Raw genomic sequence first — 26,234 nt, 5'->3', positions numbered from 1 at the left:
CATCAGATCAGGTGCTTGGACTTCAGGTAGTTCCTCGCCACGTCCTCGGGCAGCCGGCGCCAGCTGTCCACCTGTTCGTTGAGCGAGGCGAGGTCGGCGGTGGTGAGTACGGTGTTGAGCTTGTCCAGGGCGTCCGTCACGCCCTTGCTGCCCGCCCGCGAGCGGTTGACCACCGGCACGATGTAGTCCGCGTTCTGCAGGTGCTTGTCGTCGGCGAGCAGCACCAGGCCGAAGGCGCCGAGGGTGGCGTCCGTCGTGGTGGTCAGGACCATCTGGTCCTGGCCGCTCTGGACGGCCTGCTTGGACTGGGTGGTGCCGACGCCCTTCGGGTCGACCGCGGTGATGTCGATGCCGTAGGTCTTCTTCAACCCCGGTTCACAGTAGGGGCGTTGGACGCACTCGTCGCCCGCCGCGAGCCGTACCGGCAGCTTCGACGCGCCCAGCTCGCTGAGGGTCTTGAGCCGGTGTTCGCGCGCGTAGGACCGGGCGACCGCGAAGGCGTTCTGGTCGACCGCCCTGCCCGGGTCGAGGACCGTCAGGCCGCGCGGGGTGGCCAGGGAGCGCAGGGCCGTCATGGTGCGGTTCAGATCGGGTGAGCCGACGGGCTTGGCGTCGGCGCCGTTGGCCTTGGCGTTGAGCCAGTCCGCGAAGGTCGCCGCGTACTCGGCCACCACGTCGATCTGGCCGCTCTCCAGGGCGGGTTCGTAGATCTCCCGGTTGGTGACCGAGAGGATCTTCGTGCTGTAGCCGGCCTTGTCGAGGAGCAGGGCGTACATCTGGGCCAGGAGGTCGCTTTCGGTGAAGCCGGCGGAGCCGATCGTCAAGTGTTTGCTGTCGCCGGGAGGCGCGGTGACCGAGCCCTGCTTCTCCAGGCTCGGCCCGGTGGTGCAGGCGGTGGCCGCGATCAGGGCGAGCGCGGCGGCCGGCAGGCGCGGCCTCACTCGAAGCCGCCTCTGGCCCACTGCGGCGCGAAGCGCTGCACCGCCTCGAAGATGCCCTCGACGACCAGCGCGAACACCGCCACGAGCACGGCGCCGGCGACGACTTGGGGAGTGGAGGCCAGGTTGAACCCCGCGGTGATGATCCGGCCGAGCCCCCCGCCGCCGGCCAGTGCGGCGAGGGTGGCGGTCGCGACGAGCTGGACGGCCGCGATGCGTACGCCGGTGAGGATGAGCGGCAGGGCGAGCGGCAGCTCGACCCGGAACAGGAGCTGGCGGCCGGTCATGCCCATCCCCCGGGCCGCGCGCACCACGTCGCGGTCGACCTCGCGCATGCCGACATAGGCGTTGGTCAGCAGCGGCGGCACGGCGAAGAGGATCAGCGCGATGATGGTCGGCCACTCGCCGTACGCGCCGATCGGGGTCAGCAGGAGCAGCACCAGGACGGCGAAGGTGGGTACGGCGCGGCCCACGTTGGAGATGTTGACGGCGAGCGTCCCGCCCTTGCCGAGGTGGCCGAGGACCAGGGCGACGGGCAGCGCGATGAGGCAGCTGAGGACGAGGCAGAGCGCGGTGAGCCAGAGGTGCTGGACGAGGCGGTTCCAGATCCCGTTCTCGCCCGACCAGTGTGCGGCGGAGGTGAGCCACGACCATGTCTCGGAGAGTGTGTTCATGACGGCACCGCCCTCGTCCAGGGTGTGAGCAGCCGCTGGATCCCGAGCAGCACCAGGTCGGCGGCGACGGCGATGACCACGCACAGCACGGAGGCGGTGAGCACCTGCGCCTTGAAGTAGGTGTTCATCCCGGCGTAGATCAGGTTGCCGAGTCCTCCGTAGCCGACGATGGCGCCGACCGTCACCAGGGACACCGCGGAGACGGTGGCGATGCGCAGCCCGGCCATCGCGGCCGGCACGGCGAGCGGCAGCTCCACGGCGAGGAGCAGCCGTACCGGGCCGTAGCCCATGCCGCGGGCCGCCTGCCGGGTGTCCTCGGGGACGGCGCGCAGCCCGGCGAGGATGTTCCGTACGAGCAGCGTCAGGGAGTAGAGGACGAGGCCCGCGATGACGATGGAGGCGGAGAGCCCGTACACCGGGAGCAGCAGCGAGAACATGGCGAGGGAGGGGATGGTGTAGAGGATCGTGGTCACCGCGAGCACGGGTCCCGCGGCCCATCGCCAGCGGCGCGCGGCGACGGCCAGGGGCACGGCGATGACGAGGCCGATCAGGACGGACACCGCGGTGAGCTGGAGGTGCTGGACGACGGCGTCCCAGAGGATCTGCCGACGGCTCGACAGATAGGCGCCGCAGATCCAGTCATTGCGCGCGAGGCAGTCGTCGGGGGGCGCGGTCACCCGTCCATTGGAGCCCGTTGCCCGGACCGGCCGCGCGTCCTGGTGGGCTGTTCGGGGCAGCGATTGTGGTACCGGGACAAAAGGGAGAGGCTGGAAGGGAGCGCGGCCGGGACCCACCGGTACGTCGAGCGCACCCGCCCGGCCGGGAAGAGGTGAGTGGTGTGCGCGTACTGCTGAAGGCACAGCTCGACACCGAGAAGACCAACGAGTCCATCCGCGACGGCACGATGACCAAGTCGATGCAGTCCATCATGGAGACCATCCGCCCGGAGGCGGCGTACTTCACCGCGGAGGACGGCCGTCGTACGGCGCTCATCATCTTCGACATGGCCGACTCCTCCGAGATCCCGAAGATCGCCGAGCCGTTCATGCAGGACTTCGGCGCCAGGATCGATCTGATGCCGGTCATGAACGGCGACGACCTCGCCAAGGGGCTCGGCGCCCTCGGCTGACCGCGGGGCACCGCCGGTTCTGCGGAGCCGGGCCGCACGGGCGGCCCGGCCCCGCCCCTGTCAGGTCGCGCCGTCGCAGCAGCCGTCGCGTCGCATCAGGCGGCCCACCTCCAGCCAGTCCTCGCTCGTGGCCGCCGCATGACGCTCGTGCGGCTCGAACGCGGCGACCAGGTCGGCGGTCGTGTGGAGCGTGCCGGCCCGGAGCACGGCGGTGGTGCGCACCAGGGAGTCGAAGTCGGCGAGCGGGTCGCCGTCGACGAGGGTGAGGTCGGCGAGCTTGCCGCGCTCCACGGTGCCGAGGTCCTTGTCGAGGCCGAAGAGCCGGGCGGGATGGACGGTCGCGGTGCGCAGGGCCGCCGCCGGGGAGAGCCCGCCGCGGTGCAGGGCGCGCAGCCCGAGGTGGAGGGAGAGCCCGACGGGCACGAGCGGCTGGTCCGTGCCGAGGGCGATGAGACCGCCTCCGTCGAGGACTCGGCGGTAGACGTCGGTCTCCGTGCGCAGGGCGGCCAGTTGGGCGTCGGTGGGCGGCTCGGTCGCCGCCTTCCGTACGGCCGCCGTGTCCCAGGGCGGCATCACGACGGTGACCCGGGGGTCGTCGGCGAGTCCGGGGTCGGCTCCGAGCAGGGGCGCGGAGGTGAACGGCGTCATGATGAGGGCGAAGTCGACGCCGCGCGCCGTGTAGATCTCGACGACGTCCTCGTAGGCGCGCCCCGTCGCGGTCGTGGCATGGCCGAACTCGGCGCGCTGGGTGGCCAGGAGATGGGTCGTCAGGTCCTGTCCGACCTCGACGCCGGGCGAGACGAGGTGGCTGCCCGAGCGCACGCCGAGACGTTCGTGCGCGAAGCGGGCCGCCTCCTTCATGAGCCAACTGGGCGCTCTCACATAGGTTTTGACGAAGTCCCAGTCGAGTGCGACGCCTCGTTCCAGCGAGCGCGCGAGGCCCGCCTCGGTGCGGTGGGCGCGCCCCATGCTGTACGCGACGCGGGACCCGTCGAGCAGTTCACCGGTGGTCAGCAGGCGCGGCCCGGCGAGCTGCCCGGTGGCCACCGCCTCGCGGACGCGGGCCTGTTCGTGGGCGAAGCCGCCGAGGGAGACGGCGGTGGTGATGCCGTAGGTGAGCTGGCCCACGGTCTGACGTGCGCCGTAGGTGCTCTGCCACGGGTGGGTGTGGGCGTCCCACAGGCCGGGCACGACGGTCTTGTCGGAGGCGTCGACGGTCCGCTGGGCGGCGCGCCTGCGGTGCGGTTCGACCGAGGCGATGCGTCCGGCCCGCACCACGATGTCCACCTCGTCACGCGCCGTCTCCCCGGTCCCGTCCCAGAGCCGTCCGGCGTGCACGACGGTGTCGGCGGGCGCGGGCCTGCGCTGGTCGAGGGCGAGCCGCACGGTCCGCGCGGCGCCTCCGCCGACACCGATGAGCCGCAGCCGGGCGCCGGACAGATAGAGCAGCGTCATGGAGTCGCCGGACCAGGAGGGGTGGTCGGCGGGTTCGGTGGTGAGGGCGCGCGGCGGGCCCTGCGGGGTGCCGTCGGGGGCGACGGGCAGCAGCCACAGGGCGGACTCGACGACGACCGCCATCCACCGTCCGTCGGGCGACCAGACGGGCCCCGAGCCGTAGCGGTCGGCGATGGAGACGTGCGGGGCGACGGCGTGCAGCCGGTCGGCGCCGGTGGTGGTGTCGACGACCCGGATGACGTTGTAGCCCTCGCGGAAGCGCAGGTTGAGGCGGTTGCGGTCGCACAGGGCGAGGTAGCGGCCGTCGGGCGACCAGCTCGGCCGCCCCGGCAGGCCGCCGCCGCCGAGCGGGGTTGCCACGGCGCGCTCGGTGCCGCTCGCGAGATCGCGCACCATGAGCCGGCCGGTCATGTCGAGGGCGGCGAGCCGGGTGCCGTCGGGCGAGAGCGCGGGGTGCACCCGGCCGCCCGTGGCGAGGGCACTCTCCGCGCCGGTGGCGAGATCGCGCCGGTAGACGCCGAGCAGCCCGTCGCGGTCGTCGGCGTACACGAGGGAGCGGCCGTCGCGCGCCCAGACCGGGCCGAGCAGATAGCGGGTGACGGGCGCCTGGTGCAGCCGTCGCGGTGGCCGTGAGCCTGAAGTATCCGCGATCCAGAGCGAGTTGAGGGCGGCGAACGCGATGCGGTGGCCGTCCGGGGAGAGCGCGGGCAGGTGGATGCCGCGTACCGGGCGCACCCGCTCCTCGCCGAGGTCGTACGACTTGACCCGGTAGCGCGGTCGGTCGACGGGCAGCGTGCCGGCGAACGGGATGGGTTCGGTCCGCGCCGGGCGGTCCGGGTGCACCAGCGTGAACCGGCCGTCCAGGGTGAGGAGAAGCTCTCCGCCGGCCGTCCAGCGCGGTGGCATCGGCGCGATGTCGCCGGCCACCGGGACGGCCGCGCCGTCGACGACCAGGACGCAGGAGGCGCCGGGCGCCGAGGTGGTGCGCAGATAGGCGAGGCGACGGCCGTCGGGAGCGAGGGCGGGCGTCATGACCTGAGCGGTCTCGGTCTCGGTGTGGACGAGGGCGACGGCGCCGGCGCCGGTGGCGGGAACGGCGGCGACGGTCCTGGCCTCCACGCCGAGGCTGCCGAACGGGGTGGTGACGGCCCGCGCGCGGACGAACAGGATCCGTCGCCCGTCGGGTGACCAGGTGGGGTCGAAGTCCTCCCACGCGCCGTCCTGGAGCGGCCCGTCCTGGCCGGGGAGGCCGGTGATGCGGCTCAACCCGCCGGAGCGCAGGTCGAGTACGTGGATGCGGGACGCGCTGCCCGCCACCGGGTCGCCGCCGCGTTCGGAGGCGAAGACGATCCTGGTGCCGTCGGGCGACCAGGCCGGGCCGCGGTCGTCCCAGGGACCGTCGGTGCGCCGCCGCACCTCGGAGCCGTCGGGCCGCATGGTCCAGATGTGGTAGCCGCCGCCCTGGTAGGCGCAGAACGCGACGAGCGTGCCGTCCGGGGAGTGGACGGGCCGGGTGGGTTCGAGTCCGGCGGGGGTGAGCGGCTCGGCCGGGCCGCCGGCCCGGGGCAGCGACCACAGGACGTCCTGAACCTCCGCGATCAGATGCCCGCCGTCGGGTGAGAGGCTCGCCGCGCCGTTGGTGGCGGCGGTGAAGGAGAGCGAGGGCCGCCCGGGGCGCGTCGCCGCCCGAGCGGGCGCGGCACCGACGGCGGTGACGGCCCCGGCTGCGGTCGCGGCGGCGAGGAGTTGGCGGCGGGAGAGCGTGAGGGCGGAGGCGATGGGGTCACGGTCCATGGCACAGCACGCTCGCGCACCGCGCGGGGCCGGGCAAGAACGCCGTCCCCACCAAACGGGTACGACGCGTCCGAACGCCCCCGGGTCATGCAAGTACGCCCCAACTCCGGTGGGATGTTAGGGATTTCGGACGATGCACGGATGGCCTCGACGGGGGCGCGACTACCTCGCGCCGGCGACCGCGACACCCCGCTCCGGCATCTCCGTACACCCCGGCACGCACCCCCTCCCCTCCTCCCCCGTTCCCCGCCTCCCCGAAGGGGTCGGGCCACGCCGGCGTTGGGGCGGTCGGGTGATCTTCGGTGCGTGTCGCGGTCCGGTGGCCGCACGCGGGCGCGGGGACGTGAAAGAGAGTCAGGCACAGGTCCGACTTGTATGACAATCATCCCAACCAGAGGAACGTTCATGCCTGCCCCAGCACTTCACGCCCGCACCCGCACCCGCACCCGCACGAGGCTCACCGCCGTCGCGGCGCTCACCCTCGCGGCGACCGCGCTCACCGCGGCTCCGGCCGCCGTCGCCGCGCCCGGCGACAACGGCGACATCAAGCTCCACGCGATGGGGACGCCCTTCACCGACCCGCGCGACGAGCCGAAGGTCTGCAACTTCTACCTCGACGCGTTCAACTTCGACACCGCCCAGGCCATCACCTGGAACGTCAACACCCAGCCCGACAGGGCCGGTGGCCCCTCCCTCTCGGGCACCGTCCAGCTCACCACGGGCACCGGGCACACCACGCCGCTCACGCTGCCCAACGGGCAGTACAAGCTCACCTGGAACATCGTGGGCGGCAAGGGCGCCGGCAAGCAGAAGGTGTTCAAGGTCGAGTGCCCGGCCTCGGCGCCGCGGGCCGCGGTGATCGGCAACCCTGGCGCACCGCACGGCGGCGTGCCGGCCGGCGGCGGCGGGCTCGCCGACACTCCGAGCATCCCCCAGGCAGGGGCCGTGGCGGGCGTGGGTCTCGTCGCGGTCGCCGGGGTGCTCTACATCCGCCGCCTGCGCCGTCGCCCCGATGGCGCAGCGTAGACGCGCCCCCATCGCCCGTCGCCGGACGCGCGCCTACCGCCTGACGAGGACGGCGGCCCTGGCCGTGTCCCTGGTGGTGGGCGGCGTCTGGTGGGCCCAGGACGACGAGTCCGCCGCGCTGTCCGCCGCCGGGCCGATGGACTCCGAGGTGGCCGCCGCCCCGGCGGGCGACAGCCGGGGCGCGGCGTCCCCGCGGCCGACGGCTCCGCCGCCGCGGCCGCTGCCGCCGTCCCCCGCGGTCTCGCTGGCGATCCCTCATCTCGGCATCACGGCGCCGGTCGTCGACCTGGGCCTGGACGCCCAGCACCACCTCACCACGCCCCCGCTGGACAACCCGAAGCTGGTGGGCTGGTACCGGCAGGGGCCGTCACCGGGCGAGTCGGGCACCGCCGTCGCGGTCGGCCACCGCGACACCAAGACCGGGGCCGCCGTCTTCGCGGAGCTGCGGGCGCTGCGCCCCGGCCGTCTGGTGGAGGCGCGCCGCGCCGACGGCAAGGTCGCCGTCTACACCGTCGACCGGGTCACGACGTACGACAAGGCGCACTTCCCCGACCAGGAGGTGTACGGGCCGGCGAGCCGCCCCGAGCTGCGGCTCATCACCTGCGGAGGCCGCTTCACTCCCAAGACGGGGTACGAGAGCAACCTCGTCGTCTTCGCCCACCTGACCCAGGTCCGCCTCCCCACCCCTGCCCCCGCAGCCCCCGCGGCCCCCGCGGCCCCCGCGGCCCCCGCCGTGACACGGCCCTCGGGCCACTCCCACCAGGCAGCGCCCCGGCACCGGACCGCGCCGTAGCGGCCCGCCGAGAAGGCCCGCGCCCGCACCATCTTTTCCGGGCACGGCTCTAGGAACCTCTGGGCCGTCTCGCTACCCTCCGCGCATGATTCCCACGGTTGTCTGGGGTACCGGCAATGTCGGCCGTGCGGCGATACGCGCCGTCGAGGCCCATCCCGCGCTGCGACTCGCGGCCGTGCTCGTCCACGACCCGGCCAAGGTGGGCCGTGACGCGGGTGAACTGGCGGGCCTGGACGCCGTGTTGGGCGTCGCGGCGAGCGACGACATCGAGGCCGCCCTGGCCGGGCGGCCCCGCGCCGTGGTGTACGCGGCGTCCGGCGACATCCGCCCCGACGAGGCCCTCGCCGACGTGTGCCGGGCGATCCGCGCGGGCGCCGTGGTCGTGACGCCCGCGCTGTATCCGCTCTACGACCAGCGCAGTGCGCCGCCCGAGTTCCGCGACCCGGTGCTCGCCGCCGTCACGGAGGGCGGCGGGTCCCTGTTCGTCTCGGGCGTCGACCCGGGGTGGGGCAACGACGTTCTGCCGCTGCTCATCAGCGGCCTCGGCACCACCGTGGACGCGATCCGCTGCCAGGAGATCTTCGACTACTCCACCTACGAGCAGGAGGAGTCGGTCCGCTTCCTGATCGGCATGGGCCAGCCGATGGAGTACGAGCCCCTCATGCTCGCCCCCTCCATCCCGACCATGGTGTGGGGCGGTCAACTCAGGCTCATGGCACGGGCGTTGGGCGTCGAGCTCGACGACATCCGCGAGACCATGGAGCGCCGTCCGCTCGACGGGACGGTGAGCACCCGGACGATGGGCACGTTCGAGGCCGGCACCCAGGGTGCGGTGCGGTTCGAGGTGCAGGGCATCGTCGAGGGTGAGCCGCGCATCGTCATCGAGCACGTCACCCGCATCCACCCCTCGTGCGCCCCCGACTGGCCGGTGCCCCCCGACGGCGGAGACGGGGCGCACCGCGTCGTGATCGAGGGGCGGCCGCGCATCGAGGTCACGGTGGAGGCGACCGACGAGGGCGCGAACCGGTCGGCGGGCGGCAACGCCACCGCGGTCGGCCGTCTGGTGAACGCCGTCGACTGGCTGGCGGCGGCGGAACCCGGACTCTACGACGCGCTCGACGTCCCGCTGCGCCCGGCAGTCGGCAGACTCGGAAGGAAACAACGATGAGGATCGACATCCCCGAGGGCCAGGAGCCGATCGGGTACGTATGGGGCGACATGGTGCCCGGCATCGGCATGGCCGCCGCCAACTTCTCCCTCTCCGTCTACGCCCACACCACCCTGGGGCTGCGGGAGTTCGAGGCGGCGCGGCTGCGGATCGCGCAGATCAACGGGTGCCAGTTCTGTCTCGACTGGAGGACCGACCGGGACGGCGAGAAGGTCGAGGAGTCCTTCGCCGACGCGGTCACCGAGTGGCGCACCACGGACGCCTTCGACGACCGTACGCGGCTCGCCGCCGAGTACGCCGAGCGGTACGCCCTGGACCACCACGGGCTCGACGAGGAGTTCTGGGAGCGGATGACCGCGCACTACAGCCAGATCGAGATCGTGGAGCTGAGCATGAGCATCGGCTCCTGGCTGGCGTTCGGCCGGCTCAACCATGTGCTCGGCCTCGACTCGGTGTGCGTCCTTCCCACCGCGTGACGACGGGGCCGCCCGGCGTTCCGGGCGGCCCCGCGTTCCGCCGTCATGCGAGATCGGCGGCGATGATCTTCTCGATGTTCCGTTCGGCGAGCGCCGTGATGGTGACGAACGGATTGACGCTGGTATTGCCCGGGATCAGCGAGCCGTCGATGACGTACAGGCCCGGATACCCTTGCAGACGGCCGTAGTTGTCGGTCGCCTTGTTGAGGACGGCACCGCCCAGCGGGTGGTAGGTGAGGGTATCGTTCCAGATCTTGTAGACGCCGAACAGGTCGGTGCGGTAGATTGTCCCCTCCGTCGCGTTGATCTTGTCGAAGATCGTCTTGGCCATGTCGATGGACGCCTGCTTCCAGGCGGTCTGCCAGTCCAGGTCGACGCGGCCGGCCACGGGGTTCCAGGAGAACGTGCCGCGGTTGGGGTTCTTGGTGATCGACAGGTAGAACGAGGCGTACGTCTCGATGCCGGTGGGCAGCGGTGCCACCTCGGCGAAGGCGCCGCCCGCGTTCCAGTTGTCGATGCCGCCGCACGGGATGGACGCCTGCACCTTGCCGGTGGGATCCCACAGGTAGTTGGCGCGCCCGCACATGACGTTGCCGTTGTCGCCCCAGCCGCGGCCGACCTCGCCGTTGAGGTTGGGCAGGGCGCCGGTGGCCTTCAGCTTGACCAGGAGCTTGCTGGTGCCGACGCTGCCGGCCGCGAAGAACACCTTGTCCGCGGTGACGGACTTGGTGGCCGTGACGTCGCCGTTGGTGTTCAGCTGCTCGATGACGACGGTGTAGGAGCCGCCCGAGGCCGGGGAGACCGAAGTGACCCTGTGCAGCGGGGAGATGGTGACCCTGCCGGTCGACTTCGCCTGCGCCAGATAGGTCTTCTGGAGCGACTTCTTGCCGTAGTTGTTGCCGTACAGGATCTCGCCCGCGACGGCCGACTTGGGGACGGTTCCGGCCGACTCCTGCTTCATGTAGTCCCAGTCGTACACGTCGGGGACGAACTCGAAGGGGAAGCCGGAGCGCTGGGCCTGCTTGCGGCCCACGCGGGCGAACTGGTAGCAGTCCACCGTGTCGAACCAGGCGGGGTCGATGAGTCCCGAGCCGAGCCCCGCGTTGGCGCGCGGATAGTAGGTGTTGTACATCTCGTCGGGGTTGACCGACGGGAGGATGGCGCCGAAGTTCTCCCGCTTGGGCGTGACCGCCATGCCGCCGTTGACGAGCGAGCCGCCGCCGACGCCGCGGCCCTGGTAGACGGTGATCCCGCTGAAGTCCTCGGCGTCCAGGATCCCGGTGTAGCGCGGGATGGTCCGGTCGATCGGGATGCCGAAGAAGTTGCTCAGCGGCTGCTTGGTCTTGGTGCGCAGCCAGTAGGAGCGGTAGTCCGGCGACGTGGTGTTGCAGAAGATCTTGCCGTCCGAGCCGGGCGTGTCCCACGCCATGCCCATCTCGATCATCTGCACGTCGACGCCGGCCTGGGCCAGGCGCAGCGCCGTGACCGAGCCGCCGTATCCGGTGCCGATCACGAGGGCCGGGACGTGGGCGCCGTCCCCGATGGCGGCGGTCGGGGCGAAGGCGCGCGCCTGGGCGGCGGTGCCGTGTCCGACGAGGGCCGCCGCCCCGAGAATAGAACCTGTTCCAGCAATGAATCTTCGCCTGGAAACACCCTGGGAACCCGAATGGTGCATGGTAGTGTCACTCATGTGACATTCCTCACTCTCGACGGAGTGAGAACAGGTTCTACTGGCGCGGGCGTGATAAGTCACTAGATACCTGGGAGTAACTTCTGGCTCAAGACGCACTCATGAACGAGAGCTTCCACCCCCGGCGGCCGCCCTACAGGCCGTGCCGCCGCTCCCCCAGGACCACCTCGCAGACTTCGCGCTCCATTTGGGCGGAGAAGGGCTCCCTGCGCGCCTCGACGGCCCGGCGCGTCTCTTCCGCGACGAGGTCCGCGTTGAGGGCGGCCCCGGCCCGCACCCCGGCCGCCGCCGCCGCGACGACCTGGTCCATCGGGCTGGCGACGTTGCCGGCCACCCACACGCCGGGCACTTCGGTGGCGCCGAACGGGTCGGCGGCGATGTGCGCGCCGACGACGGCGCCGGCGATCTCCAGGTCCACGGGTTCGAGTCCGAGCGGGGCGAGAACCCCGGCTCTCGGCACCAACTTCGTTGCCACCGCCAGCGCCTGACGCATCATCAACTCTCCGCTCGCCAGACGTACGCCGTGCAGACGTCCGTCGCGCGTCTCCAGTGCGGCGACCTCGCCGGTCACCACACCGACACCCCGGGCGGCCAGCTCCTCGTACTGCTGCTCGTCCGGCTCGTCCATCGTGTGCAGGAAGAGGGTGACGTCGGCGCTCCACTGCCGCCACAGCAGAGCCTGGTGCACGGCGAGCGGCCCGGTGCCGAGGACGCCGATGGCCTGGTCCCGCACCTCCCAGCCGTGGCAGTACGGACAGTGCAGTACGTCGCTGCCCCACAGCTCCGCGAGCCCGGGTACGTCCGGAAGCTCGTCGACGAGGCCGGTGGTCACCAGGAGCCGGCGGGCGCGCAGCCGTTCCCCGTCGGCGAGGGTGACCCGGAAGCCGTCCCCGACGCGCTCGGCGCCGGTCGCCCGGCCGGCCCTGAACTCCCCTCCGTAGCGCCGCACTTCGGCCCGCCCCGTGGCGAGCAGTTCGCCGGGCGGGGTGCCCTCGTGGCCGAGGTAGGCGTGCACGCCGTGGGCCGGGGCGTTGCGGGGCTGCCCCGCGTCGACCACCAGGACCGAGCGCCGGGCCCTGCCCAGGGTGAGCGCCCCGCTCAGTCCGGCGGCGCCGCCCCCGATCACCACCACGTCGTACGTCGTCGGGCGGCCGTCACCGGGAGTGCTGTTCATCGCGTGTTCCGTTCGCTCGTTCATCTGCGACACCTCCAATGCCGCGATGCTGCGCCCGGACCCGCCAGGTTGACAAAACCTCTTGCCGATACGGCAAATGGAGTCATGCCTCCAGAAGACGACCTCACCGATGTCCTCTCCGGAGTGGGACCGCGGCTGCGCGCCCTGCGCCAGGCGCGCGGCACCACGCTCGCCCAGGTCGGCGAGGCGACCGGGATCTCACTGAGCACGCTCTCCCGCCTGGAGTCGGGGCAGCGCAAACCCACTCTGGAACTGCTGCTGCCGCTCGCCAGGGAGTACCGGGTGCAGCTCGACGAGCTGGTCGGCGCGCCGACCACGGGCGACCCCCGCATCCACCCGCAGCCCTTCACGCGCCACGGCCAGACCTTCGTGCCGCTCACCCGCCACCTCGGCGGGCTGCACGCGTACAAGCAGATCGTCCCGCCCCGGAAGACCGCCAAGGACGTACGGCCCGAGCTGAACGTGCACGAGGGGTACGAGTGGCTGTACGTCCTGTCGGGGCGGCTGTGGCTCGCGCTCGCCGACCACGACCTGATCCTCACCGCGGGCGAGGCCGCCGAATTCGACACGCGGACCCCGCACGGCGTCGCCAACGCGGGCGAGCGGCCCGTGGAGTTCCTCTCCCTGTACGGGGCCCAGGGCGAGCGCATGCACGTACGGGCCCAGCCCGCCGAGGGCTGAGGCGTCGGGGGAAACCGGCTACTTGCGGCCGCGCGGCTTGCCGCGCTTGGCGCCGCTCTTCGGCGCGCCGGAGCCGCCGCGCGGGTTCTTCCCGCCGGGCTTGCCCGCCGTCTTGCGCGGAGCCCCGCCCTTGTCGGCCCGCTTCTGCTTGGGCTGGGGCGGTGTCGGCGTACGGCCGCGGGAGCTGTTCACGGTACGGCCGCGGACGATGCCGATGAACTCCTCCACCAGGTCGGGCGCGACCTCCTCCTCCGCCCACGACAGCGCGACCCGCGACTCCGGGACACCGGTGACCGTCCGGTAGGTGAGGTCCTTGCGGTGGTACAGACGCGCGAGCGACTGCGGCACGACGAGCACCCCCACCCCGGCCGCCACCAGCTCGACGGCGTCCTCCGTGGTGGCGGGGCGCTCGAAGGCGGGCCGGCCGGGCGGGGTCTCCCAGTCGAGGGTGTCGTCGAGGGGGTGCAGCACGATCTCGTCGGCCAGCTCCGCCGCGGACACCTCCTCGACCGCCGCGAAGAGGTGGTCCTTGGGGACCACGACGACCGTCGTCTCGGTGTAGAGCGGGATGGCGCTGAGACCCGTACGGTCGATCGGCAGCCGTACGAAGCCGGCGTCGGCCTCGCGGCCGCGCAGCAGGGCGGGCGCCTCGGCGGCGGTCACCGTCGTCAGCGTCAGGGGCACGTCGGGCAGCCGCTCGTTCCAGATCCGCACCCACTTGCTCGGCGTCACACCCGGAACGTAGGCGAGCCGGAACGATGGGGGTTCTTCCGAGCCTGTCACCCCGCCAGGTTACCGGTCGTGGTCGGCGGGATCGCACACGCTCGCTACTCTTGACTCCATGACGTCGCACCAGACCACCCAGACGATGAAGCCCGCCACCGCGGCGAAGAAGCTGGGTGTGTACCTCGAAGCCACCCCCGCCGAGTTCCAGGAGGGTGTGGTCTCGCGCACCGAGTTCAACGCGCTGCAGGCCGAGCCGCCCCAGTGGCTGCAGGACCTGCGACGCACCGGCCCGCACCCCCGCCCGGTGGTCGCGGCCAAGCTCGGCGTCTCCATCGCGGGTCTCGCGCGCGGCGGGGTCACCGAGGCGCTCACCACGGAGCAGATCGACGCCCTGAAGCAGGAGAACCCGGAGTGGCTCCAGAAGGAGCGCGCCACGCAGGCCGAGGTCCGCAAGGAGACGGTCCGCATCAAGGAGAAGCAGAAGGAGAAGGACGCGCAGCAGGCCGAGGAGCCCCGCAGCCCCCGCTCCTGACCCGCCCGGCGCCCCGGCGCCGCCCGGCCTCGCCGCTCGCGGACGAGTGCCACCCCGTACGAGAGTGCCGCCGATCAGCTGCCCCGCAGCCGGTCGGCGGCACTTCGCGTAGGGGCACCCCGAGTCCGCGCCTCCCTTCTGACGCCTCGTCAGTCAGGTGCTCGACATCGGAGTCCGGTTGGTCAAGTCATGCGCCGGGCAAGGGTCGTTGGGGCATGATGCCGTCATGGCCGAGATCAGTGAAACCCTGTGGAACGCGGGCGTCACGGCGTCCGACTACGGCGCGGAGGGGGCGACCTACAACGCGGCCGTCTTCGAGCAGTACAAGCTGTGCGTCGAGATGGCCGACCGGGTCAGTGCCCGCCGCAACCTGGCCAACACCTTCTTCGTGACCCTCCACAGCGGCCTGCTCGCCTTCCTCGGCGTCTGGCTGTCACAGCCCCACCGAACGCGGCCCTCCGTGGTGCTCCTGGTCGGCGGGCTGCTCGTGCTGCTCTCCCTGTGCACGGCCTGGTGGTTCACTCTCCGCTCCTACCAGCAGCTGAACAACGGCAAGTTCCAGGTGATCGCCGCTCTGGAGGAACGCCTCCCGGCCCGCGCCTTCAAGGCAGCCGAGTGGCAGGCGCTCCAGGAGGGCCGGAACTGGAACACCTATCTGCCGCTGACCCATGTCGAGCGCTGGATCCCCGCCATCTTCGCCACCACCTACCTCCTGGGATGCGTGGGCCTCGCGGTGTGACGCCCGGCGCCGGACCCCCGACCGGCGCTCCGCCCGACCGCACCCGGCTCTACCGTCGACCTGCCGCGACCGCAAGGAAGGTGTCACGTGCCCACGATCGCCGTCACCGGCCACATGGACCTCACCCCTGACAGTGTCGGGCCGGTCCGCGCCGCGCTGCGCGAGATCCTCGGCGCGTGCACCCCCGGTCTTGTGGGGCGGTCCTGCCTGGCGCCCGGAGCCGACACCCTCTTCGCCCAGGAGGTGCTGGATCTGGACGGCCGGCTCTGCGCGGTCATTCCGTCCCGCGACTACCGCGAGGCGGAGGTGGGCGCGGCCGATCTGGCACGGTTCGACGCGCTGTGCGCCGCGGCCGACGAGGTGGCGGTCATGCCGTACGACCACGCGGGGCGCGCCGCCTACGAGGCGGCGAACCGGCGACTGATCGAGGGAGCCGACCGCCTGGTGGCCGTGTGGGACGGCGGCGCTCCGACCGGCCGCGGCGGCGGGACCGCGGACCTGGTCGCCGAGGCGCGGGCGGCCGGGGTGCCGGTCGACGTGGTGTGGCCACCCGGATCCCGCAGATCGGGCGGCGACGGCACGGCGTGAACGGATTCGACGGCGGCACCTGGATGTGAGCCGCTTCGGTGGCGAGGTCTCGGCGGGAGCACAATTCGTTCAGTCGAAACTGGACAGTTTCAACTGAAGACTTTACGGTGGCGGCATGACCGACACCCCCGAAGGCGTCTCCGCGTCCGCCGTCCGCGTCGCACGCGACCTTCGCGTGGTGTTCAGCCGGCTGCGGCGCAGGCTCCGGGAGGTCGCGGACGTCCAGGACCTCACGCCTTCGCAGGTCTCCGCGCTGACCCTGATCGACAAGGGCGGCGCGGCTTCGGCCAGCGCCCTCGCGGCCACCGAGGGGGTGCGCCCCCAGTCGATGGCCGCGACCCTCGCCGCGCTCGACCAGCAGGGTCTGATCCAGCGCAGCCCGGACCCCGAGGACGGCCGCCGCCAGCTGGTCACCTTGACCGAGGCGGGGCGCGAACGCGCCGAGGGCAATCGTCAGGCGCGCGCCGAGTGGCTCACGCAGGCGTTCCAGGAGCGCTACACGCAGGACGAGCGCGCCACCATCGCCGAGGCGATGACCCTCCTGGAGAGACTCGCCCAACCCTGATCCCGCCCCCGGGGCCCGGTCGGGCCGCCCGTCCGGGCGCGCCCGCCCACCCCTCGCACACAGCCGGCCGGCCGCACCACTCGGCGCTACCGGTCAACTCGGCCGGTACACAAGGCCAGTAGGCAAGAAAGGCACCACCATGGCTCTCACCACACTCGACCCGCGCACGGCCCTCGTCGTCATCGACCTCCAGCGCGGCATCGTGGCCTCCCCCACCCAGCCGTACCCGACCTCCGACGTCGTGGCCCGCTCGGCCGAACTCGCCGAGTCCTTCCGCTCGCACGGGCTCCCCGTCGTGCTGGTCCGCGTCTCGTTCGCCCCCGACGGCTCCGACCTGGCCCCGGGCCGTACGGAGACGAGCAACGGGCGGGGCACGCCGCCCGAGGGCTGGGACGTCATCGTCGACGAGTTGGCCGGGCACCCCGAGGACATCTCGGTCACCAAGCGCAACTGGGGCGCCTTCTACGGCACCGATCTCGACCTCCAGCTCCGCCGCCGCGGCATCACCCAGATCGTGCTCACCGGCGTCGCCACCAGCATCGGCGTGGAGTCGACCGCGCGCGCCGCACACGAGCACGGCTACCACGTCACCCTGGCCACCGACGCCATGACCGACCTGCGGGCGGACGCGCACCAGAACAGCGTCGAGCGGATCTTCCCCCGCCTCGGTGAGACCGGCACGGCGGCGGAGATCGGCGAACTCCTGGCGAAGACCCGCTCGGTCTGACCCGCCCCACGGGGAGGGGGCGCCGGTCAGGCGTCCTGCACCGGGTGCCCGGCTTCGATGCCCTCGCTGTCGCTCAGACGGAACAACTCACCGCCGGGTAGCGGTAGTTGGGCGTCCGAGGCCTCCAGGGGGCTGAGCAGGAAGCCGACGTGGTCGCCGCCCTCCAGATGTCCTTCCACCCGGCCCACGAACCACGCCGGGGCGTCGTCGAGGAGGACGGTTCCTGCGGGGCCCTCGTGGCAACGGATGCCGGCGAACTTGTCGACGTCGTCGCCGGTCAGGCCCCCGAAGTGCTCCGCCAGGTCGTACTGGGCGCGGCCCAGCTGATGCACCGCGAGGACATCGGCGGAACGCGCCACGCGATACGTCCTGTTGGCGGTGGACAACCACACCATGAACCGCACCGGCACCATCGAGCACTGCGAAGCGAACCCCACCAGGCACCCGGCCCGCTGCTGCCCCGCCACCGCCGTCACGACGTACATCGGGTAGTCGAGGCGGTCGAGGAAATCGTCCATGGCACTCCCCTGGGCACTCACCTGCTGCATCCCCTCACCTCGTGGTCCGCACACTCTGTCCGGCCCGCCACGGGCGTGCCACCGGGTACGCGCCGGGTAGCCCGAACGGCTGAAAGAAACGCTGTGCGGGCTCCTCGGAGTGTAGGGAAGAGGGCCGGGGGCACCCGGGAACTTGGCGGCCGACGGGCACCGAACGCCGACAGGCACCGAGCACGAAGCACGACGTCGCCCGTCGTCCGCATCCCGCCATGTGGTCCCGCCATATGGTCGCCCCCATACGCGATGCCCGGCCGTCCCGAGCGGCCGGGCATCGTCATGTGTGCGACCCATGTGTGTATGCCGTGGCCTGTGTATGCCCTGCGTGCGTCAGGCGTCAGGCGTCAGGCGTCAGGCGTCAGGCGTCAGGCGTCAGGCGTCAGGCCGAGGTGTTGTCCCGTGCGGCGGGCGCGGGCCGTCCTTCCGGCGGCGCGTCCGTGATGTCGAGGAACACATGGTCCGCCTCGGGCCACTCCCCGGCCACGGCTGCCTTGATGCGCTCGGAAACCACCTCGACCTCCTCGCTGTCGAGGCCGGGCCGCAGGTCGATCCTGGCGGCGACCAGCGTCGAGTCGAGGCCCAGCCGCATCGTCAGCAGGTCGGCCACATTGTCGATCTCGGGCTGCTCGTCGAGCAGGCTCCGGATGCGGCGCCGCAGCTCCGGGTCGACGGCTTCGCCGATGAGCTGGTCGCGGGCCTCCTTGCCCAGGCGGTACGCCACGTACACGAGCAGCAGTCCGATGGCGAGCGATGCGGACGCCTCCCAGACCACCTCGCCCGTGACCATGTGCAGCGCCATGCCCGCCCCGGCGAGCAGCACACCGAGCACCGCGGTGCCGTCCTCGGCGATGACCGTGCGCAGGGCCGGGTCGCCGCCGATGCCGCCCTTCTGCCCCCGTACTTGGTACAGGGCGCGCAACAGCGATCCGCCCTCGGCCAGGAGGGCGACGCCCAGGACGGACAGTCCCGCGATGTAGCCGCCGGTGGACTCCTGTTCGTGGGAGCCCAGCGCCTCGACGCCCTGGAGGAAGGAGAAGCAGCCTCCCATGACGAAGATCCCGACGGCGGCGAGCAGCGACCAGAAGTAGCGCTCCTTGCCGTAGCCGAAGGGGTGGCGCTGATCGGCGGGGCGCCGGCTGCGCCGCAACGCGGCGAGCAGGAACACCTCGTTCATGCTGTCGGCCACGGAGTGCGCCGCCTCCGAGAGCAGTGCGGGCGAACCGGCCAGCACTCCGGCGCCCGCCTTCGCGGCGGCGATGAGGAGGTTGGCCCCCAGCGCCACCAGGACGGTCAGCCGGGTCTTGCGGTCCTTCTTGTTCACGGTCACTCTTCCCTGCCTCCGCGGCCCGGCGTCCGGCACACCTCGAAAGTCAACGGTCCCCGGGGGCGGGACGAGCCGCCCCCGGGGAGATCACACACGGCGGGTCACCGGCGGCTGCGGCTGCCCGCGTAGGCGCGGCGCTTGCGGGCGGACGACGCCTCCTCGGGGTCGTCGGCCTCTTCCTCGGCCTCCTCGTCCGCGGCACCCTCGTCCTCGACCTCGTCCTCGTCCTCGTATTCGCCTTCGACGGGCTCCTCGTCCTCGGCGGGCGCTTCGTCCTCGTCCTCGTACTCGCCCTCGTAGGCACCGTCGTCGGCCTCGGCGTCGGGGTCCGCCTCGTCCTCGTCGTACTCCTGGACGGGCTCGCCCTCGGCCTCCTCCTCTTCGAGCTCGTCGGGGTCGGCCTCCGCCTCGTTCTCGGGCTCGTCCGCGCCTTCCTCGTCCTGCTCGGGGTCGTCCTCGTCCCGGTCCTCCCGCGACCCGGACTCCTGCGCGTCCCGCTCCTCTTCCTCCTCGGCGACCGCGTCGTCGTGGCTGACCACGACCTCGCCGTCCCGGATCTCGCCGCGCCAGCCTCCGTCGGCCTCGCCGAGCATCGAGATGTGGCGCGCGAAGTTCTTGAGGTCGAGCCGGGCACGGCGGCCCTGGGCGCGCCAGATGTTGCCGGTCTTCTCGAAGAGCCCCTTCGGGTAGTACTCCATGACGAGGAGCACCCGGGTGAGGTTCTCGCCCAGCGGGTGGAAGGTGACGACGCCCTTGACGGTGCCCTTGGCGCCCTCGGTCGTCCAGGCGATGCGCGCGTCCGGCAGCTGCTCGGTGGTGTGCGCCTTCCAACTCCGGCTGGACCAGAAGACCTTGACCTTCCAGTCGGATGTCGTGTCGTCTGCGACGGTCGCGCTCTTGACGCCCTTGGCGAAGGAGGAGAACGACTGGAACTGGGTCCACTGGTCGTAGGCGTCACGCACCGGAACGCCCACGTCCACGGATTCCATGATGACGGTGGGCTTGCGCCCCGCGCCGCCCTTCTTGCGTCCTCCGAGCCCCTTGAACATCTCCTTGGCGTTCTCCTTGAGGTGCGAGGCACCCAGCTCCACCGCCGTACGCACGGGGCTCTTGCCCTCGGCGATCTTGCGGCCGCCGTCCAGGGCCAGCTTGGCGAAACCGGGGCTGCGGCCCTCGGCTATGTCGTTGAGCTTGCCGGTGCTCTCGCCCAGTTTGTGCCCCACGCCCACGAGGAGGCTCTCGCCCTTGGCCAGCAGATAGGACTGGAGCTCGGACTTGAGACGGTCGGCCGCGGGGTTGTTGACCAGCGGGTTCTTCGACTCAGCCACGGTCGTCACCACCCTTGCCGGTGCGACGGCTCGCGGTCTTCTTGGCCGGGGCGCGCTTCGCCGTGCGCTGCGTGGCGGTCTTCGCCGTCTTCTTGGCCGTGGAGGCCTTGGACGACGCCGACTTGGCGGCCGTACCGCCCGCGGAGCGGGACTTGGACGCCGTCCCGCTGCCGGACGACCGGGACGACGAGCGCCCCGAGGACGAGCGGCCCGAAGCCGACCGCCCGGAGGACGACCGGGAGGAGGAACGCGAAGACGACTTGGCGGGAGCGTCGTCCCCGCCGTCGGACTCCTCGTCCACACCCTCCTCCTCTTCGCCCTCTTCGTCCTCGTCGTCCCGCGAAAGGGTCTCGCCGGAGATCACGCCGGACATGCGGTCCTGCACACCGAGCGTGCGGTCGTGCAGCCGGTCGGCCAGGCCTTCGAGCTGCCGGTTGAGGATCGCGCCGGTCGCGGCCTTGCCGACGCCGCGCAGATCCCCCTTCAGCTGGTCACCGATCTCCTTGAACTGCGGGTTCGCCGACAGTTGCGCCGCGGCGAAGTCCGCGATGGCCCGTGGGTTCAGTTGCAGGCGCTTGCCCATGACCAAGGTGCCGATGCCGAAGGCCAGCTTCGCCTTCTTCGTACGTCCCAGCAGATAGCCCGCGCCCACCGCGAGCCCCAATCCCATGCGATTGTTCATGTCAGGCCTGTCCTCTTCTCGTCAGTCTCGCGAGGGGTAGCCCAGGAAGGACTCATCACACCGGGTAGCCACCAAGGCCAGAGCCAAACCCCGGATCGGCGGACGGGAATGGGGAGCGGGAGACCTCGTGGCGCGCGGTGACCTCGTCTCGCGCCGCCTCCACGGATGTCGATCCCCACAGGTCAGAAGGGCGAGCGGGTCGGCACATCCGGCCCGTCCGAGGGTCTTCGCGTACGGATCGGCCGACTCGTCGGCGCCAACGGAACATCCGGGACGCCCCGTGGAAGGCCGACGGGGCAACACGGCCCGGTGCAGGGTGTTTTGACGGTCGCACGTGGGGACGGATGCCATGGGCGCGCGTCCGGGACCAGCCCCCATAGGCGCTGGTGGGAGCGTACGACCGTACGTCTACTCTGGGGCCGCGGGCCGTGTAAGGGCGGCCGCCGGGGAACGGAGCGTGCGGTGTCAGCGGGGGAAGCGAACAACGACGGTGGAGTGAGCGGCAGACTGCTGGGAGGGCGCTACCGGGTGACCTCGACGATCGGGCGCGGCGGCATGGGCGTCGTCGCCAAGGCCGTCGACGAGTTGCTCGACCGGGAGGTCGCCGTCAAGATCCTCCGCGCCTACACCGACGTCTCCGCGCCCGAACTCGCCGATCTGCGGGCGCGGATGCGCCGGGAGGCGCAGGCCGCGGCCCGGATCAGACACAGCGGTGTGGTCACGGTGCACGACGTGACCGAGCAGGACGGCCTCCCGGTCATCGTGATGGAACTTGTCGACGGCCCCTCGCTCGACGACGTGCTTGCCGAGCGCGGCGCGCTCGATCCGCGCGAGGCCGCGGCGATCGGCGCCCAGGTGATGGACGCGCTCGACGCCGCCCATCGGGCCGGAGTGCTGCACCGGGACGTGAAGCCGGGCAACATCCTGCTGGAGCGCGGCGGGCGCGTGGTGCTCACCGACTTCGGCATCGCCACCATGGAGGCCACCGGCGACGAGGCCATGGCCAAGCTGACCCGCAGCGGTGAGCTGGTCGGCTCGCTCGACTTCCTTCCTCCCGAACGCGCTCAGGGCCGGGAGCCGGGGCCCGCGTCCGACATCTGGTCGCTCGGCATGGCGCTGTACGCGGCGGTCGAAGGCACACCGCCGTTCCGCCGGACATCGGTGTGGTCCACGCTGTCGGCGATCGTCACCGATCCGCTCCCGCCGGCGCGGCGGGCGGGGGCGCTGACGCCGGTCCTCGAAGCGTTCATGGCGAAGGAACCGGAGCACCGGCCGACCGCCGATGAGGCGCGCCGGATGCTGGAACGGGTGGCGGCGAGCGGCCGGGAGGGCTCCTTCGGGCCACCTCCGCCTGCCACGCCGGTGCCGGTCGCGACGCCGGTAGCGGGTTCGGTGCCGGCTCCGGTGCCCGGCGGCACGGCGTACCCGCAACAGGCGCAGGCCGGCCACGACGTGCCGTCCGTGCCGCCGGGCACCGTGCCGGCTGGGCTCCGTACGGCGAACCGGCGGCGACGCTCTCGTCGTACGGCCGTCGTCGCCGCGGCGGCCGCCGTGGTGCTTGCCGGGGGCGGGATCACGTACGCCCTCGCCACCGGCCACGACGCCGAGGGAGCGGGCACTCCCACGGGCTCAGGTGCACTGGCATCGCCCGGATCGGCGAGCAGCACTCCGGTGGCCGGTGACGATGCGAACCAGGCCGACCTCCCGCTCGGCGAGGACATCACCCCGGGTGCCACGGCATCCGCGGCCTCCCCCGCCACGCCGTCGGCCTCCGGCTCGCACCGGCCGGGCTCCACGGCGAAGCCGAGCACACCGCCCGGCAGCAGCGCGAAGCCATCGGCATCGAAACCGGCGTCCGGAGCGGCGTCGGGCAAACCCGGTTCGGTGTCGACGAGTTGTGACGGCTGGAGCCACCGGGACCCGGCTCCGGGCTCGTACGCGTACATGGCCGGGGACTACCACCTGGAGACCGGGCCGTACCAGGTGTGCCCGGCGGTCTCGGCGGTCAAGTCCGGAACGAAGCTCTGGTACCACTGCTATGTGAGCAACGCCTATGGCAACAGATGGATTTATGTGCGGCTGTCGGGTTCGAACACCATGGGGTGGATGTCGGCCGACAACATCACCCGTCAGAGCGGCCCTTCGACTCCCTGCTGAGCGAGGTCCGGCGCAGGACCGCCGTGAGGTGGTGCTGGAGGGGGCGGCCGATCGCGGCCAGGTCGTGCGTGAAGGTCAGCGTGGTGTCGTCGGTCAGCTCGTAGCGGCGGCGGGTGGCGTCGACCTCCTTCGCGGTCGGGGTGAGGGCCACCTCGCGGGTGGTGAACTCCACCGACGTGCCGCTCGCCTCGCCGACCGCGATCTCCGCGATGCCGGTGGGCTGGGTGATGAGGGCCTCCACTCGTCCGTCGGCCTGGAGCCGCCACCAGCCGCTCTCACGCGCCGACGGGCGCAGGGGCGCGCCGTCCTCACCGATGAGCCAGGCCCGCGCCTGGTAGTGCAGGAACGGACGGCCGTCGTGGGTGAAGGTGACTTCCTGCGCGTAGGCGAAGTCCCCGTCGAGCGTCGGGTAGCCGCCCTCGCCGGTGCCGTACCAGGTGCCCAGGAAGCCGAGGACGGGCGCGAGCAGCGCGTGCGGCGCGGGCGCGGCGTCCGGGCGGTGGGCGTCGGGGTAGGGGAGTTCCGGTGCGGGGTCGAACACGGTGGGCGCTCCTGGGTCGGGGGTCGATACCGGACCAAAGCCTAGGGTGTCGCCCCTAGAAGGAAACGCCCTCCACTTCGCGAACGCCCCCCTGCACCAGACGGACAGACGCTACCCACACCGTCCGGCTGGTGCGGCGCCGGCCCGGCGGGACGCCTCGCGCCAGCCGGGCAGGAGCCATCCACACCGTCCGGCACCAACTGGTTTGGGGGCGCGGGGAACTGCGCGACCAGGCACGCACGATCCGCACCCTGAGAACGGCCCCCTGGGGCTCCGCCCCGGACCCCCTGCCCGGCTGCAAAGGCGCTCGTCCTCGAACTCCCCAACGCCGCAACGCCGCCAGCCCGCCGAGGCCGCCTCGGCCGGGCATGCCGCCCAGAGCCCAGGGCACCCCACCCAGGGGCGCGGGGAACTGCGCGACCAGCCCAGCACGGTCCGCACCCAACCCCCGGCGGCGCCACCCGCCGCAGCGCCCTGCCGGTGCGTCGACCGGGTGCCTGCAATCCCGCCGCTCCGGCCGCGACCCGCCCCGGTCGCCATCGACACGCCGCCACCGAGGCCACGCCCCCGGCCCCGAGCACGTCGTCAACTCCCTTCCACCGCACCCGGATTCGCCGCAACCCCCTCCGTACTCAGGAGTACGACCACCGACGACGGCCCGAGCCCCAACACCGCGCGGCGTTCGTCCGCGCCCGGCCCGGTGAGTGCGGCTTCGAGGCCGGCGAGGGCCGCGGCGCCGCACGGGCCGGAGGAGACTCCGTGGGACGCGAGGCGAGTCGTCGCGCGGGAGGCGGCGGCGTCGGAGACGGCGACCGCGGCGTCCAGGCCGTCGCGCAGGTAGGGCCAGGCGATGCTGGACGGGGTACCGCAGTTGAGTCCGGCCATGGCGGTGTCGCCCGTGGTGACGCTGACGGGTGCCCCCCGCGTGAGGCTCCGCAGGACGCAGGCCGCGGCCTCGGGTTCGACCGAGAGCAGCGCCGGAGCGTGCCCGGAAGGGCGGCTGCGGTAGTGCGTCACGACGGCTTGGGCCAGCGAGCCCACACCCACCGGCACGGCGACCAGGTCGGGCCCCGCGCCGGCCCCCCGCGCGGCCAGCTGCTCGTCGATCTCGGTGCAGAGCGTGGAGTAGCCCTCGACGATCCACCCCGGGATCCGCTCGTAGCCGGGCCAGGCCGTGTCCTGGACCAGGACCGCGCCGGGCTCCGCGGCGGCCTGCGCCGCGAGGCGTACCGCGTCGTCGTAGGGACCGGCCACCTCGGTGACCGAAGCGCCCTCCGATGCGATGGCGGAGACCGCCCGCGGATGGACACCGCGCGGCACGAAGACGCGGGCGTTCTGGCCGAGCAGCCGGGCCACGCGGGCCACGGCGCGGCCGTGGTTGCCGTCGGTGGCGGTCACCAGCGTGACCGGGCCCTCCCCTTCGCCGCTCGCGTCCCGCTCGGCGAGGACGCGCCGCACCGCCCACGACGCCCCCAGCACCTTGAACGCGGGCAGCCCGAGACGCGACGACTCATCCTTGACGAAGACCCGCCCGAGCCCCAACTCGGCTGCGAGGGAGGGGAGTTCAACAAGCGGAGTTGCGGCGTAGCCGGGCAGCGCGGCGTGGAAGTCACGCACCTCCGCCGGTGCGGGTCCGCACCGCCAGGTTCGGGCACCGGTGCGGGCGGACCAGGGCAGGGGCAGGGCGCGAAGGGATGCGGTGTTCTGAGGCACCTGCCCAGGGTGCGGCCCGCACGGTGCTTCGGTCCAGCTCATGTTTCCGACCTATACTCGTCGGACGATTCGACGGGATCGACAACGGCCGGCGCCCCGCGACGGCGAGTGGAGCGGGCCGCCCATGTTCGATCTGCACCGACTGCGCCTCCTGCGCGAGCTCAAGTACCGCGGCACGCTCGCGGCAGTCGCCGCCGCCCTGTCCTACGCCCCGTCCTCCGTCTCCCAGCAGCTCTCTCAACTGGAGGCGGAGGTCGGGGTGCCGCTCCTCGAACGGGTCGGCAGGCGCGTGCGCCTGACGGAGCAGGCGGAGATCCTCGTCGGCCACACCGAGGCGGTCCTGGAACGGCTGGACCGCGCGGAGGCGGAGATCGCCACCTCCCTCGCCGACCTCACCGGCACCCTGCGCATCGCCTCGTTCCAGACGGCGGCCCTCGCGCTGGTACCCACCGCGCTCGGCCTGCTGCGCGACCGTCATCCACAACTCCGCGTCCATGTCACCCAGTTGGAGCCGGAGAGCGCGCTCCCCGCCCTCCAGGCACGCGACTTCGACCTGGTGGTCGCCGAGGAGTACCCGGGGGACCCCGCCCCGCGCCCGGCGGACCTCGAAGAGGAGGACCTGCTCGACGACGCGCTGCACCTCGCGTCCCCGAACGCGGCCGACCCGTCGACACGCGGGGATCCGGCCGCCGCGCTGCGCCGACTCGCCCGTCATCCATGGGTCATGGAGCCCGAGGGGACCACCGCCCGGCGCTGGGCGACGGCCCTGTGCCGCGATGCCGGGTTCGAACCCGACGTACGGTTCGAGAGCCCCGATCTCCTGCTCCACCTCCGCCTGGTCGAGCAGCGGCACGCGGCGGCGTTCCTGCCCGAGCTGGTCTGGAGCGGCCGCCGGCCGACCGTCCCGCTCCATCCGCTCCCCCACGGGCGGGGCATCCGCCGCGTCTTCACCGTCGTACGCCGCGGTAGCAGTGCCCACCCTGCCCTGCGGGCCTGCCGGTCCGCCCTGGCCCGAGCCGTCGCGCGTCCGCTCAACTGA

At 72.3% G+C, this 26,234-nt stretch carries 26 protein-coding genes; 13 read left to right on the top strand and 13 right to left on the bottom strand.

Annotated elements, in window-relative coordinates:
* Window positions 1-2: 2 nt before the first annotated feature.
* Genes OOJ98_RS27965 through OOJ98_RS27955 form a run of 3 tightly spaced genes read right to left on the bottom strand, consistent with a single transcriptional unit; the run spans window position 3 to window position 2,289 of the window.
* Window positions 3-941, bottom strand: a complete 939-nt coding sequence (locus tag OOJ98_RS27965) for an ABC transporter substrate-binding protein (protein ID WP_267057815.1) — start codon at window positions 939-941, stop codon at window positions 3-5.
* Complete coding sequence (locus OOJ98_RS27960; protein WP_267057814.1) at window positions 938-1,612, bottom strand: ABC transporter permease; 675 nt, start codon at window positions 1,610-1,612, stop codon at window positions 938-940. The genes OOJ98_RS27965 and OOJ98_RS27960 overlap by 4 nt, the downstream gene beginning before the upstream one ends.
* Window positions 1,609-2,289 (bottom strand): ABC transporter permease, encoded by a 681-nt coding sequence (locus OOJ98_RS27955; RefSeq protein WP_267057813.1) that lies wholly within the window; start codon window positions 2,287-2,289, stop codon window positions 1,609-1,611. The genes OOJ98_RS27960 and OOJ98_RS27955 overlap by 4 nt, the downstream gene beginning before the upstream one ends.
* Window positions 2,290-2,450: 161 nt before the next feature.
* Here OOJ98_RS27955 and OOJ98_RS27950 point away from each other — a divergent pair, with 161 nt between their 5' ends.
* Window positions 2,451-2,741, top strand: coding sequence for a DUF3303 family protein (locus OOJ98_RS27950; RefSeq protein ID WP_267057812.1), 291 nt, complete (start codon window positions 2,451-2,453; stop codon window positions 2,739-2,741).
* 60 nt (window positions 2,742-2,801) lie between these two features.
* On the opposite strand, the gene OOJ98_RS27945 is transcribed toward OOJ98_RS27950, so the two are convergent.
* Window positions 2,802-5,990 carry an amidohydrolase family protein gene (locus OOJ98_RS27945; RefSeq protein WP_267057811.1) on the bottom strand — a complete coding sequence of 1,063 codons (3,189 nt, stop codon included), beginning with the start codon at window positions 5,988-5,990 and terminating at the stop codon, window positions 2,802-2,804.
* Between the two features lie 405 nt (window positions 5,991-6,395).
* Here OOJ98_RS27945 and OOJ98_RS27940 point away from each other — a divergent pair, with 405 nt between their 5' ends.
* The 4 genes from OOJ98_RS27940 (at window position 6,396) to OOJ98_RS27925 (ending at window position 9,453) form a co-directional block, all read left to right on the top strand.
* On the top strand, window positions 6,396-7,016 hold the full coding sequence (locus OOJ98_RS27940; RefSeq protein ID WP_267057810.1) for a hypothetical protein: 621 nt from the start codon (window positions 6,396-6,398) through the stop codon (window positions 7,014-7,016).
* Window positions 7,003-7,809, top strand: a complete 807-nt coding sequence (locus OOJ98_RS27935) for a class F sortase (protein ID WP_267057809.1) — start codon at window positions 7,003-7,005, stop codon at window positions 7,807-7,809. Before OOJ98_RS27940 ends, OOJ98_RS27935 begins: the two co-directional genes overlap by 14 nt.
* An 85-nt stretch (window positions 7,810-7,894) precedes the next feature.
* Entirely contained in the window at window positions 7,895-8,977 is a 1,083-nt protein-coding gene (locus tag OOJ98_RS27930; RefSeq protein WP_267057808.1) for a dihydrodipicolinate reductase, read from the top strand.
* The gene (locus OOJ98_RS27925) at window positions 8,974-9,453 is read left to right on the top strand and encodes a carboxymuconolactone decarboxylase family protein (RefSeq protein ID WP_267057807.1); all 480 of its coding nucleotides are present in this window, start codon (window positions 8,974-8,976) and stop codon (window positions 9,451-9,453) included. Before OOJ98_RS27930 ends, OOJ98_RS27925 begins: the two co-directional genes overlap by 4 nt.
* A 43-nt stretch (window positions 9,454-9,496) precedes the next feature.
* Here OOJ98_RS27925 and OOJ98_RS27920 read toward each other — a convergent pair whose 3' ends face one another.
* Together OOJ98_RS27920 and OOJ98_RS27915 are read right to left on the bottom strand one after the other, a co-directional pair.
* Window positions 9,497-11,143, bottom strand: coding sequence for a GMC oxidoreductase (locus OOJ98_RS27920; RefSeq protein ID WP_267057806.1), 1,647 nt, complete (start codon window positions 11,141-11,143; stop codon window positions 9,497-9,499).
* 133 nt (window positions 11,144-11,276) lie between these two features.
* Complete coding sequence (locus OOJ98_RS27915; protein ID WP_267057805.1) at window positions 11,277-12,341, bottom strand: NAD(P)/FAD-dependent oxidoreductase; 1,065 nt, start codon at window positions 12,339-12,341, stop codon at window positions 11,277-11,279.
* A gap of 81 nt (window positions 12,342-12,422) precedes the next feature.
* Here OOJ98_RS27915 and OOJ98_RS27910 point away from each other — a divergent pair, with 81 nt between their 5' ends.
* Window positions 12,423-13,019, top strand: coding sequence for a helix-turn-helix domain-containing protein (locus tag OOJ98_RS27910; protein WP_267057804.1), 597 nt, complete (start codon window positions 12,423-12,425; stop codon window positions 13,017-13,019).
* An 18-nt stretch (window positions 13,020-13,037) separates the two neighbouring features.
* Here the strand turns inward: OOJ98_RS27910 and OOJ98_RS27905 are convergent, their stop codons facing one another.
* The gene (locus tag OOJ98_RS27905; protein ID WP_267057803.1) at window positions 13,038-13,802 is read right to left on the bottom strand and encodes a LysR substrate-binding domain-containing protein; all 765 of its coding nucleotides are present in this window, start codon (window positions 13,800-13,802) and stop codon (window positions 13,038-13,040) included.
* A 58-nt stretch (window positions 13,803-13,860) separates the two neighbouring features.
* Here OOJ98_RS27905 and OOJ98_RS27900 point away from each other — a divergent pair, with 58 nt between their 5' ends.
* The 5 genes from OOJ98_RS27900 to OOJ98_RS27880 all read left to right on the top strand — a co-directional run bounded on the left by OOJ98_RS27900 (window position 13,861) and on the right by OOJ98_RS27880 (window position 16,896).
* Window positions 13,861-14,277, top strand: coding sequence for a DUF5997 family protein (locus tag OOJ98_RS27900; protein WP_267057802.1), 417 nt, complete (start codon window positions 13,861-13,863; stop codon window positions 14,275-14,277).
* Window positions 14,278-14,503: 226 nt separating this feature from the next.
* The gene (locus OOJ98_RS27895; protein WP_267057801.1) at window positions 14,504-15,016 is read left to right on the top strand and encodes a hypothetical protein; all 513 of its coding nucleotides are present in this window, start codon (window positions 14,504-14,506) and stop codon (window positions 15,014-15,016) included.
* An 87-nt stretch (window positions 15,017-15,103) separates the two neighbouring features.
* Window positions 15,104-15,604, top strand: coding sequence for a hypothetical protein (locus OOJ98_RS27890; protein ID WP_267057800.1), 501 nt, complete (start codon window positions 15,104-15,106; stop codon window positions 15,602-15,604).
* A 115-nt stretch (window positions 15,605-15,719) separates the two neighbouring features.
* Window positions 15,720-16,169, top strand: a complete 450-nt coding sequence (locus tag OOJ98_RS27885; RefSeq protein WP_267057799.1) for a MarR family winged helix-turn-helix transcriptional regulator — start codon at window positions 15,720-15,722, stop codon at window positions 16,167-16,169.
* A gap of 139 nt (window positions 16,170-16,308) precedes the next feature.
* Window positions 16,309-16,896: a hydrolase gene (locus tag OOJ98_RS27880; protein WP_267057798.1), complete on the top strand. Its 588-nt coding sequence runs from the start codon at window positions 16,309-16,311 to the stop codon at window positions 16,894-16,896.
* Window positions 16,897-16,922: 26 nt separating this feature from the next.
* Here the strand turns inward: OOJ98_RS27880 and OOJ98_RS27875 are convergent, their stop codons facing one another.
* The 4 genes from OOJ98_RS27875 to OOJ98_RS27860 form a co-directional block, all read right to left on the bottom strand.
* Window positions 16,923-17,444, bottom strand: a complete 522-nt coding sequence (locus tag OOJ98_RS27875; RefSeq protein WP_267057797.1) for a flavin reductase family protein — start codon at window positions 17,442-17,444, stop codon at window positions 16,923-16,925.
* Between the two features lie 385 nt (window positions 17,445-17,829).
* Window positions 17,830-18,771 (bottom strand): cation diffusion facilitator family transporter, encoded by a 942-nt coding sequence (locus OOJ98_RS27870; RefSeq protein WP_267057796.1) that lies wholly within the window; start codon window positions 18,769-18,771, stop codon window positions 17,830-17,832.
* Window positions 18,772-18,875: 104 nt separating this feature from the next.
* Entirely contained in the window at window positions 18,876-20,102 is a 1,227-nt protein-coding gene (locus OOJ98_RS27865; RefSeq protein ID WP_267057795.1) for an SRPBCC family protein, read from the bottom strand.
* The gene (locus OOJ98_RS27860; RefSeq protein ID WP_267057794.1) at window positions 20,095-20,784 is read right to left on the bottom strand and encodes a DNA primase; all 690 of its coding nucleotides are present in this window, start codon (window positions 20,782-20,784) and stop codon (window positions 20,095-20,097) included. Before OOJ98_RS27860 ends, OOJ98_RS27865 begins: the two co-directional genes overlap by 8 nt.
* A 462-nt stretch (window positions 20,785-21,246) precedes the next feature.
* On the opposite strand from OOJ98_RS27860, the gene OOJ98_RS27855 reads away from it, so the two are divergent.
* Window positions 21,247-22,941: a serine/threonine-protein kinase gene (locus OOJ98_RS27855; RefSeq protein WP_267057793.1), complete on the top strand. Its 1,695-nt coding sequence runs from the start codon at window positions 21,247-21,249 to the stop codon at window positions 22,939-22,941.
* On the opposite strand, the gene OOJ98_RS27850 is transcribed toward OOJ98_RS27855, so the two are convergent.
* Both OOJ98_RS27850 and OOJ98_RS27845 read right to left on the bottom strand, forming a co-directional pair.
* The gene (locus OOJ98_RS27850; protein WP_267057792.1) at window positions 22,907-23,482 is read right to left on the bottom strand and encodes an FABP family protein; all 576 of its coding nucleotides are present in this window, start codon (window positions 23,480-23,482) and stop codon (window positions 22,907-22,909) included. The two genes, OOJ98_RS27855 and OOJ98_RS27850, sit on opposite strands and share 35 nt — an antisense overlap.
* A 585-nt stretch (window positions 23,483-24,067) precedes the next feature.
* Entirely contained in the window at window positions 24,068-25,195 is a 1,128-nt protein-coding gene (locus OOJ98_RS27845; protein WP_267057791.1) for a diaminopropionate ammonia-lyase, read from the bottom strand.
* A 124-nt stretch (window positions 25,196-25,319) separates the two neighbouring features.
* On the opposite strand from OOJ98_RS27845, the gene OOJ98_RS27840 reads away from it, so the two are divergent.
* The gene (locus OOJ98_RS27840) at window positions 25,320-26,234 is read left to right on the top strand and encodes a LysR substrate-binding domain-containing protein (RefSeq protein WP_267057790.1); all 915 of its coding nucleotides are present in this window, start codon (window positions 25,320-25,322) and stop codon (window positions 26,232-26,234) included.

It is taken from the genome of Streptomyces sp. NBC_00083 (assembly GCF_026343295.1).
Taxonomy (GTDB): Bacteria; Actinomycetota; Actinomycetes; order Streptomycetales; family Streptomycetaceae; genus Streptomyces.
This window is presented reverse-complemented; position numbering and strand designations above follow the sequence as displayed.